Annotated in this window: 10 protein-coding genes; 8 read left to right on the top strand and 2 right to left on the bottom strand. The window is 45.4% G+C overall.

Translation table 11 applies throughout. The annotated features are described in order from the left end of the window. The 8 genes from ABW391_RS27010 to ABW391_RS27045 all read left to right on the top strand — a co-directional run. Window positions 1–2,568 (top strand): MGH1-like glycoside hydrolase domain-containing protein (locus ABW391_RS27010; protein WP_353485023.1); only part of this gene is annotated, 2,568 nt, incomplete at its 5' end. 25 nt (window positions 2,569–2,593) lie between these two features. Beyond that, on the top strand, window positions 2,594–4,543 hold the full coding sequence (locus tag ABW391_RS27015) for an amylo-alpha-1,6-glucosidase (RefSeq protein WP_353485024.1): 1,950 nt from the start codon (window positions 2,594–2,596) through the stop codon (window positions 4,541–4,543). Further along, window positions 4,543–5,382, top strand: coding sequence for an MIP/aquaporin family protein (locus ABW391_RS27020; protein ID WP_353485025.1), 840 nt, complete (start codon window positions 4,543–4,545; stop codon window positions 5,380–5,382). Before ABW391_RS27015 ends, ABW391_RS27020 begins: the two co-directional genes overlap by 1 nt. Before the next feature lie 17 nt (window positions 5,383–5,399). Beyond that, window positions 5,400–6,074, top strand: coding sequence for an SDR family NAD(P)-dependent oxidoreductase (locus tag ABW391_RS27025; protein ID WP_353485026.1), 675 nt, complete (start codon window positions 5,400–5,402; stop codon window positions 6,072–6,074). Window positions 6,075–6,083: 9 nt separating this feature from the next. Beyond that, the gene (locus ABW391_RS27030) at window positions 6,084–6,299 is read left to right on the top strand and encodes a hypothetical protein (RefSeq protein ID WP_353485027.1); all 216 of its coding nucleotides are present in this window, start codon (window positions 6,084–6,086) and stop codon (window positions 6,297–6,299) included. After that, the gene (locus tag ABW391_RS27035; protein WP_353485028.1) at window positions 6,289–6,705 is read left to right on the top strand and encodes a hypothetical protein; all 417 of its coding nucleotides are present in this window, start codon (window positions 6,289–6,291) and stop codon (window positions 6,703–6,705) included. Before ABW391_RS27030 ends, ABW391_RS27035 begins: the two co-directional genes overlap by 11 nt. Next, complete coding sequence (locus ABW391_RS27040; protein ID WP_353485029.1) at window positions 6,702–7,745, top strand: Rieske 2Fe-2S domain-containing protein; 1,044 nt, start codon at window positions 6,702–6,704, stop codon at window positions 7,743–7,745. The genes ABW391_RS27035 and ABW391_RS27040 overlap by 4 nt, the downstream gene beginning before the upstream one ends. Before the next feature lie 10 nt (window positions 7,746–7,755). Next, window positions 7,756–8,628: a hypothetical protein gene (locus tag ABW391_RS27045; protein ID WP_353485030.1), complete on the top strand. Its 873-nt coding sequence runs from the start codon at window positions 7,756–7,758 to the stop codon at window positions 8,626–8,628. Window positions 8,629–8,698: 70 nt separating this feature from the next. Here the strand turns inward: ABW391_RS27045 and ABW391_RS27050 are convergent, their stop codons facing one another. Then, complete coding sequence (locus ABW391_RS27050; RefSeq protein WP_353485031.1) at window positions 8,699–9,607, bottom strand: Rpn family recombination-promoting nuclease/putative transposase; 909 nt, start codon at window positions 9,605–9,607, stop codon at window positions 8,699–8,701. A 138-nt stretch (window positions 9,608–9,745) separates the two neighbouring features. Continuing rightward, window positions 9,746–10,657 (bottom strand): hypothetical protein, encoded by a 912-nt coding sequence (locus ABW391_RS27055; RefSeq protein WP_353485032.1) that lies wholly within the window; start codon window positions 10,655–10,657, stop codon window positions 9,746–9,748. Window positions 10,658–10,809 lie beyond the last annotated feature (152 nt).

Below are 10,809 nucleotides of genomic sequence, written 5' to 3' on the forward strand. Positions count from 1 at the left end.
AAATGGGGCCCTTACCTCAGCGAGCGCCAGTGGGGTACCGTGCGCGAAGACTATAGTGAACATGGGGAAGCCTGGGATTATTTTCCACATGACCATGCCCGGTCACGCGTTTACCGCTGGGGAGAAGATGGCATCGCTGGAATCTGTGATGCGCACTGCAATCTTTGTTTTGGCATCGCCCTCTGGAATGGCAAGGATCCAATTCTGAAAGAACGACTGTTTGGATTAACTGGCCCCGAAGGCAACCACGGCGAGGATGTGAAAGAACTTTACTATTATCTCGACAGCACGCCAACACACTCGTACATGAAACACCTGTACAAGTACACACTCGAGCCTTTCCCATACCAGGATTTGGTGGAAATCAACCGCCACCGCTCAAAAGATGAACCCGAATTTGAATTGTATGATTCTGCCGCTTTTGAAGAAGCATGTTATTACGATGTATTTACCGAATACGCAAAAGCTTCAGAAGAGGACATCTGTATCCGCATTACCGTGAACTTGCGTGGCCGCAAAGAGGGAAACATTACTGTTTTGCCCACTTTATGGTTCCGCAACTTGTGGTCATTTGGTCTGATTGACGAAAAGCCAGTCATTCAAAAAGGAAAGGATGAAACCTCAGTACGGGCAATTCATCCCAAATTGGGCGAATACTTTTTTCATTTTGAGCAACCAAAGCACCTGCTGTTTACCGAAAATGAAACCAATCAGGAACGCATTTTTGGTACACCCAATGCCAGTCCATTTGTAAAAGACGCCTTTCATCATGCAGTCATCCAAAATGATTATTCCTGGATAAGTGAAAACGAAGCGGGCACTAAATTTGCTCCGGTTTACCAGTTCGATTTATTGCCGGGGGAAAAGGCCGTTATCAAATTGCGCTTGAGCAAAACTCAGGACATCCAGAATCCATTGGGCGCATCATTCGATGAAACATTTCTCGCCAGAATCAACGAAGCAGATGCTTTTTACGAGCAATTCAAAAAAGGCGAAAATGAAGACCTGGCCAACATCCAGCGCCAGGCTTTTGCGGGCATGCTCTGGAGCAAACAATACTACAACATCGACATTCCCCGCTGGCTCAATGGCGACCCTGGCAAGTATCCACCGCCACCAAACCGCAAATCAGGCCGCAACAATGGTTGGAAAACCCTCAACAATGAGGACATCATCTCGATGCCCGACAAGTGGGAATACCCCTGGTATGCGGCATGGGATCTCGCTTTCCATTGTGTACCCCTGGCCATGGTGGACGCAGAATTCGCCAAAAATCAGCTGATTTTGTTCCTCCGCGAATGGTACATGCACCCCAACGGACAACTTCCAGCCTACGAGTGGGCTTTTGGTGATGTCAATCCTCCGGTACACGCTTGGGCATGTTTGCAGGTTTATAAAATGGACAAAGAACGCAATGGCAAAGACGACAAGGTTTTCCTCAAACGCGTATTCCAAAAACTGCTCATCAATTTTACGTGGTGGGTCAACCGCAAAGATGCTCAAGGGAACAACGTTTTTGAAGGAGGATTCCTGGGTTTGGACAACATTGGCGTTTTTGACCGCAGCAGTTACATCCCCGGTGGAGGGTATTTGGAGCAAGCAGATGGTACCGCCTGGATGGCGATGTATTGCCTGAACATGCTCGAAATGGCGCTGATTCTGGGAGAAGATGATGTGGCCTATGAAGATGTAGCTACCAAGTTTTTTGAACACTTCACTTACATCGCTTCTTCCCTGAACAATATCACTGAAAACTGGACTGGTTCATGGGATCCCGTGGAAGGGTTCTTTTACGATATTTTGGCCTTGCCCAACGAGGAATACATTCCACTCAAAGTACGCTCTTTGGTGGGCTTAACCACCTTGTTTGCAGTGATGGAACTGGATCGGGAAAAACTGAAAAAACTCCCCGATTTTTACACCCGTTTGAAATGGTTTCAAAAATACCGTGAAGACAATCAGGATTACCTGGTCATTGACCAATTGGACACCAAAAGTGACATTTTATTGTCGTTGGTTCCCAAAGACCGCCTTCATCAACTACTCAAAGCGCTCTTTGACGAAAAGGAATTCCTGAGCAAAGGGGGAATCCGCTCAGTTTCCAAAATTCATGAAACGCCATATGTAGTGAAAATTGCCGGGCAAGATTTTGGATTAAAATACGAACCTGGCGAGTCGAGTACCGGCTTGTTTGGTGGCAATTCCAACTGGCGCGGACCGGTTTGGATGCCGATGAACTACTTGATCGGCCACTCTTTGCGCATTTATGCCAAACACTACGGTGAAAGTTTTAAAGTAGAATTCCCCACAGGATCTGGCAACTGGATTACGCTAGAGCAAGCTGCCGATGAACTTTCAAAACGTTTGGTTTCGATCTTCCAACGCGACGAGTTGGGCATGCGACCGGTACATGGCGAAAGCAACAGTTACCACTTCGATCCCCATTTTCGCGATTTGTTGCTGTTCTACGAATATTTTCATGGAGATACTGCACGAGGCGTGGGTGCATCTCATCAAACAGGTTGGACGGGATTGGTTGCAGAACTGATTGATAAGTCCTCGTGGTAAAGTTCCAAAACCAAGTAATTTAAAAATGAAAAATTCAAGCACCATAAATTTTGATGCGTTGGCTGCCAAAGAATGGTTGGTCACCAACGGATTGGGCGGCTACGCTGCTTCTACGATCATCGGCATCAACACCCGACGTTACCACGGCCTGCTGGTTGCGGCCTTGAATCCACCAACTGACCGGCGCGTGCTGGTCAGTAAAGTAGAGGAGACCATCCACCTGGGAGAAGCTACCTATCCTTTGTCGACCAACCAATACCCGGGAGCCATCCACCCTCAGGGATATTCCTTTTTTGAAGGTTTTACACGAGCCCCCTTGCCCAAGGCTGATTTTGGAAGTGAATCGTTCAAAATAAGCAAGACCGTTTTTATGGTCTATGGCAAAAATACGAGCGTTGTTGAGTATGAAAATACGGGCAAAACCGCCTTCACCCTGGCATTGAACCCCCTGTTTGTTTTCCGCGATTACCACAGTTTATTCCATGAAAATCCCTATTTTGATTTTTATGTCGAATCAGCTGATGCAAACCTGCTCCACGTATACCCCCATTATGGTGCGCTACCCATTAGCGTTCAGTTTTCCAAAGGGGAATTTATTGCAGGTTCTGTCTGGTATAAAAATTTAGAGTACAAGCAGGAACAAGAAAGGGGCCTGGATTTTCAGGAGGATGCCAAGAGCATCGGTTTCATCACCCTAAATCTTGAGCCAGGTAAAAAAATGCATTTGTCATTTTCAACCGAAAAAGACGCAGGCATTGACTCGTTTGAGGAATTAAAAAAAGCAGAAATCAAGCGATTGCAAGCTTTAGGAGCTGGGTTTCAAGACCCATTTTTAAGGGACTTAATCATTGCAGGCAATCAATTTTTGGTAACCCGTAAATCTACCGAAAGCAGCACCCTCATTGCCGGTTATCCATGGTTTACGGATTGGGGGCGGGACACCATGATCGCGATGCGAGGCTTAACAGTTGCACAAGGCAATCAAGAAGCCTCAAAATCCATCCTCCGCACTTTTATCCAATATTTGGATCAAGGGATGTTGCCCAACCGTTTTCCCGATCAGGGTGAAGCTCCAGAATACAATACGATTGATGCCAGTTTGTGGCTGTTTATAGTATTGTACGAGTATTATGAGAAGTTTAAGGATAATTCATTTATCGTCGAACTTTTCCCAAAACTCAAAGAGATTGTGGATTGGCACATTCGGGGTACGCGTTACAACATTCAAGTTACTCCAGAAGGACTACTTTTTGGGGGCGAAGGGCTTGCCCAGCTCACCTGGATGGATGCCAAAGTTGGAGATTACGTGGTTACTCCACGCCAAGGCTGTCCAGTGGAGATCAATGCGCTTTGGTACAACACGCTGCACATTTTTACTTTGTTTGCTGCCATGTTGAACAAAGAACATCAGGTTTATTATGAATTGACGCAGAAAGTAAAAACGGCATTCAGGAAATTTTTCATCAATGAAGAAGGCTATTTGAACGACGTAATCATTCCAGAAGGTTATGTGGACAATGCCATCCGACCCAACCAAATTTATGCGATCAGTTTGCCTTTCGACCTATTGACGAAAGCAGAAGCAGAAAAAGTGCTGAGTTTGTTGGAACAACATTTGTATACCGACTATGGATTGCGCACGCTCGCCCCAGATGATCCCGAATTTAAAGCAACTTACGGTGGCGACCAGTGGCAGCGGGATACGGCTTACCACCAAGGAACAGTTTGGCCATTTTTGTGGGGCGAATATGCTTTAGCTTATTTGAAAGTCAGAGGGAGTACCCAGAAAAACCGCAAAACCTTACTGGGAAAATTGGAATCCCTCAAGCAGCATTTTTACAAGGAAGACTGTTTACATGGCGTTTCTGAAATCTTTGATGGTGAAAATCCCGGCGCGGGCAAAGGCTGCTTTCACCAGGCATGGTCGATGGGCATGTTGATCAAAGTATTGTTTGAACTTCAAACCAAAGCCTGATGTGGATCCAATTGCAGAAAAACTGGAAAATCTACCTCATTGAAGCCTGGGCTTTAGGAATGTTTATGATTTCCGCCGCTTTTTTTACCATTCTTTTTGAGCATAAAGCCTTACCTTTAAGAACGGTTATTGAAGAACCTATGCTCCGCCGTTTTTTAATTGGCTTGGCAATGGGCGGTACTGCAATCCTGCTGATTTATTCCCCATGGGGCAAAAAATCTGGAGCGCACATGAACCCTGCAGTTACCTTGACCCATTTGCAACTCAACCGAATAGTGCCCTTTGATGCAGTCTGGTACATTTTAGCTCAATTCAGCGGCGGAAGTTTAGGGATGTTCTTGGTCAAAATGGTGGCATTCAAATGGATTGCTTCTCCCGAAACTAATTATGCCGTAACCGTGCCAGGTCAGGCAGGAGTTGAAGTTGCATTTTTGATGGAAATGCTGATTTCTTTTGTGCTTTTTGGAATGGTACTTTTATTGAGTAACCATCAAACCCTGGCACCATTCACGGGCTTTTTTGTTGGAGGGCTAATTGTATTGTACATCACGCTGGAAGCACCCCTATCTGGGATGAGCATGAATCCAGCCCGAACATTTGCTTCCGCATGGTCGGCCAATGTTTGGACAGCCTGGTTTCTGTATTTTACGGCTCCAGTTATAGGGATGAACCTAGCCGGATATTTGTACCGCAATTGGTACCGCAGAAGGCACGGTGGGAATTGTTTAACCATGGATTGCCACATGTCTGGTTTACAAAACCAAAACCCGGTATATCAAGTCAATGGCCCTAAAAGTATCCTGGCCAAATTTGGATATACCATTCACAAACAAGCCTAAAATCTAATTTTTTTATCATGCAAAAATCAATCTTGATCACCGGTGCATCCGGAAACTTGGGACACGCAGTCGTTCAAAAATTTGTACAAGCGGATTTCAAGGTATACGGTACAGATCGATCTGGAGCCAGCATGGAAGGTGCTGAAATTGCCTCCGTTGATCTGACCAATGAAGCGGCAGTAAATGCCTACATCGAACAAATCATCAGCAAAGACCAACAGCTCAATGCCGCAGTCCTACTGGTGGGAGGCTACGCGTCCGGCAACCTTTTGGCGACCGATGGTGCTGCATTGCAAAAAATGTACAAACTCAATTTTGAAACGGCCTACTTCGTCGTTCACGCGCTCTTGCCTCATTTTGAAGCCAATGGTGGCGGGCATTTTGTGCTGATCGGTTCGCGTGCTGCCCTTGAACCCAATGCAGCCTTGTACAATGTGGCTTACGGATTGTCCAAATCGATGGTGGTCGCTCTAGGCAACATCATCAATGCCTACGGCAAAGACAAAGGCATCCGCGCTTCGGTGGTTGTGCCCAGCATCATCGATACGCCCCCCAATCGGGCGAACATGCCAGATGCGGATTACAGCAAATGGACAACCGCGGAAGCCATTGCCGACAACATCCATTTTTTGTTTACCGATGCTGGCCAACACCTGCGGGAAACGGTGCTCAAAATTTACAACGAGGCTTAAATTTCCACCATGTACTGGATACAAATTCTGCTTTATCTATTGTACACTTACCTGAGCCTGGGTTTGATATTCGGATTGTGGTTTGTGTTCAAAGGCGCGGAGCAAATCGATAAAAACATGCATGGGGCGAGTTGGCAAACCCGACTGCTGCTCCTACCCGCCTCAACGGCTTTGTGGCTGACATTGCTCAACAAATACCTTAAACACCAAAGACATGGTTCCTGAATTGCGCAAGCGGCATCGGAGGATTTGGCAGTTTGGCAGCCTGTTGTTGGTAGCGGGTTTTATTGCTGCTGTCTGGGTTTTGCCACAAGCACCTGTCCCTGGGGATGAACTTAAGCCTTCGATCAAGCTCTACGCTCAGGTTGTGGCTACCAAAAGAGTAGAGGAAGTAATAGTCCGTTTAAGGCAGGACGAGGATGGGCATAAGCAATTTGAAATATTCCATCGATTGCCCCGGAAATTCCCATTTCTTGAGGTATCCTGTAACGATCAAATTCTTGGTACCATGTCACCCAAAGGAGTGGATGTATTTAATATCAGCGACTCCTTGATCCTGCAATCGCCCCACTTACTGAAACTAAGTGATCCAATAAATCATCAAACTGTTCTTAAACTGGAATTTCCATGAGTGTCAACTACACTACCGTACAATGGAACCGTCAAAAACGGCGCTATGACCGCATCATGCTTGGCCTCATGGCATTGTATTTGTTGACTTTCAGCTTCTTGCAATTGTTCTTTTATCCCTTAATCAGCCCCGAAACGTTGATTATTCGGGCTACTGGTACGTTGGCTTTCATCATGTTGCAATTCATTTTATGCATCGGGCCAATGGCGCGTTTGGATCGTCGGTTTTTGCCACTGTTGTACAATCGGCGGCATTTGGGGGTGACTACTTTTTTGATTGGAGCAGTGCATGGGGTATTCAACGTCATTCAGTTTCACAGTCTGGGTTATGTAGATCCCTTATTATCGGTTTTTGCTTCCAATACCCATTATACTTCCTTGCAGGATTTTCCTTTTCAGACATTGGGCTTTTTTGCCCTCTTGATTTTGTTTTTGATGGCTGCTACCAGTCATGATTTTTGGTTGAAAAACCTGAGTCCGCGTTGGTGGAAAAGCTTGCACATGCTGGTGTATCTGGCTTATGGGCTGTTGGTTTTTCACGTGATGCTGGGCGTAGTGCAGTTGGAGCAATCGCCTGCGTGGATCGGGTTTGTGGGCTTTGGCCTGTTGACCCTGGTCTCCCTGCATTTGATGGCGGCAGGAGTGGAAAAGAAGCGCCTGGAGGATCAAATGGATAAACCAGCCGTGGGCGAGGGTTTCTACCTAGTATGTTCGGCTGAGGACATCCCTGAAAACCGGGCAAAAATGGTCTTTTTGGACGGTCAAAACATTGCGGTGTTTCGCTACGAGGGCAAGGTATCGGCAGTCAACAACATTTGCCGCCACCAGCATGGCCCCATCGGCGAAGGGAAAATTGTGAACGGCTGCATCACGTGCCCCTGGCACGGCTACCAATACTTGCCCAACAATGGACAATCGCCGCCGCCCTTTACTGAAAAACTGGAGACTTACGATGTAAAAATTGTGGATGGTATGGTTTGGGTCAATCCCCAGCCTTATCCCGAAGGAACCGAGCGGCCTGCTGCCATTATTCAAGCTTAATCCTCAACAAATGAACGAAGAATTTTACATCGGCTGGCAAGACAAAGCGCCTAAATCTTATGGCCAATGGGTCAAATACGTGATCTGGACCTTGGTGGTTCTAGTGCCCCTCATCGCCGGATTATTGGTACTCAGCCAACGTGGGTTTATCGCTTCCAAATACGAAATCGCCCGCTTGCAGACTTTGGAGGGCATCTTGATTACCGAGCCGATTCCTTGTTTGAAAATTCCGCTTGGGAAGAATAAGGTTTTCAAACAAAATGCGTCTTTTTGGGAAAAATTGAAGGTTACTCTAAAGAATGATAACGTAGGAGTTGCCCCTTTTCAAAGGATTCTTTTGGTGGGTATTGGTAAAAAAAGTGCTATTCCTGCACTCGAAGCTTTGGCTAAAAAAACTGGGAAATCTTTGACAGGCAAAGGAATCCGTTTAATGGGAAAGTTGATTTATTACGATGGGGTGGTGGCCTTTGAACTGGGACCGCAAAAGCAGTTTTTTCAGGGATTCTCAAAACTGAAAGATGAGGCAACCAAACCTGTTCAACTGGGTAAAGCGACCCTGCGTGGTGAAATCCTCGACCCCAAATGTTACCTGGGCGTGATGCGCCCTGGTGAAGGCAAGCCGCATCGCTCTTGTGCCATTCGCTGTTTGGCAGGCGGGATTCCGGCGTTTTTTAAGGCCAAGACCACCAAAGGGGGACGACAATATTGTTTTGTTTTGGACCAGGATGGTCGGCCAATCAATGATAAACTGGCGCCTTACGTGGCCGATGAAGTCCAACTTTGTGGCGCAGTAGAGCAATGGGACAATTGGTATGTGGTGAAGGCGGATGAGTTTAAGCAGTTGATGCCGTATTGGGGAAAGGGGATGGTGATGTGTAAGTGAATTGTTACATTTACTAGCGAGCTATGTTTAGGAAGCTTTTACCGCCAGGAATTGCTCGCCGATTTCTAATTTATTGGATATTTAATTCATTGCGAAGGTTTTGAATATCTTCAACCGTCATTCCTGTGCCTGCTGAAACTTGCTCATCATTCAACCCTAATTTTATGAAATTGATTGCTATGTTTTTGGTCACTTCAATTTCCTTTTTCTTTGTTTCTGCTTTTACTTTCTCCTCCATTTTTTCTTCCTGTTCAATCTTTATTGTCTCTGCTATGCTTGCTTCAGTATGGAGATTCTCTAAAAACCTATTGTATTTTTTTCGTTCTTCATCCGGTAGATTGTGGACATTCAATTTTTCTCTCACTTCTTTCATGCCTTTGGCTTGAAAACCGTCAAGTACCTCGCTGTTTTTCAAAAAGTAAATCCATTCATCTAAAGTATCATTGATGATGTCGTTAAACTTCGTGGTTCGGATAAGGTAATATTCTGGATAGGTTTGATGTACTGTTGGTTTTTTAAATAGCTTTTGTTGCGTTTTAGTGAGCTGGAGCTCTTTATGCGTGTGTAAACCCATGAATTTAGTTTGCCCAACGTAGATGTAGTCATCTCCTTTGGCTAAGCCAAAATAGACAATACTCACCGCGATTACTTTTTTTATGCGAGAGTAGGCATCTCCAATGTCGAGGTATTCAGTAACCGCTTTTGACGTAGCAAACAGCATTCGCATGAGATAGTCCAACTCCCTTGTATTTTGTATCTCAATGATGATGTGTTCACCTTTCGAGTTTTCAGCATATAAATCCACACGGTTGAACTTGTCATTTTCCTCATCCTGGTTGCTCTCGCTTTCCAGCAATCCTTCGATTTTGATGTCTTCTTTTAACAATTCAGAGAGAAAGCCTTCAAGAATGCCGAAGTTCTTTTTGTCTCGCAGCATTTTTTTCGCTGCCCAGTCGAATCGAATGTGCTTTTTGGCCATGTCACCCGCTTTGAAACAAAGATAGTGGGTTTATTGGACAAGGTCAAACAATTATTTGCGTTTTGTTTTGTCGAACGTTTGGCTTGCTGAATGCGCAACGCTTAGGAAGCTTTTTCAGGAAGCGATTGTTAGTGGTTACTATGGCTTGATTTGCTTTTTTAGCTCTTCAATTTGCCGTTGCAATTCAAGATTTTTCTGGATTTCTTCTTCGGCGCGTTTCTTCTCTTCAATCAGCAACTTGTCTTTCTCTGCAATGATCTCTTCCTTTTCAGCGATGATTTCTTCCTTCTCGGCGATGATTTCATCCTTTTTTTTCATCTCTCGATCAAAAATTCTATCCAGTTCATCCTCGACATCCATCAAGTCCCGAATCTCTTCACTGGCAATGGCTCTCCCCAAACGATCTACCATTTTTTTGACCAAGGGATCATCCGTATTGCCCTGGAAATCGAGTTGATGTTTGTCCCTTGTGCTTTGATAGATCGGACTAAAAATATGCAGTACCCGCTCGAGCTTGTTCCGGGCTGCTCTGGCCAACTTACGCACTTGAATCAAATAAGAATCGTGGGTCAACAACTCAACGAAATCCTCTTTGATATCCAGAATTTCCTGGGTCACTACATCCCGATACTCTCGACTGATTTTTACTACTCCCGACTGAATGCTGTTCAATGGAAATCCTAAAAAGTAAATCGTGATGATGGGCAAAGGGAGTTTTTCTGGCTCACCTTTATCGTTGAGTACATCGTCTTCTTTGCGGTAATTGTCACCCAAATAGCGCCGAAAGCGCATCACGTCAAAAGCTTTTTTGGCCTTTTGCAACTCGATGAGTACTTTGTTGATATCTCCGTTCGGCTTTTTGATCACTGCCTTGAAATCAAACCGCAAAATACGGATGTCACCACTCGTTTCGGTGGAGGTTTCTTGTGGTTTTACTTCCACGCTTTGCACCTCCTCCCCTAGAATGGTCGACAACAACTCCCGGGCGATCTCCACATCTTCCAGCAGATATTTGAACACTACATCGTAGATGGGGTTGGCGATAATCATACCTGATTTTTTGTTTGATTTCTATTGCAAGGTAAACTATTTCGGGGAGGTTTTGGTTCTTTTTTGCTCTTTTTATTTTTATCCGCGATGTCACTGAGAACTCTCGTACTACCGCAACTCACCTTCCCCTATCTCGCGCTTTGCCGCAGTTG

Origin of the sequence: Haliscomenobacter sp. (assembly GCF_040403615.1) — a bacterium.
Classification (GTDB): domain Bacteria; phylum Bacteroidota; class Bacteroidia; order Chitinophagales; family Saprospiraceae; genus Haliscomenobacter.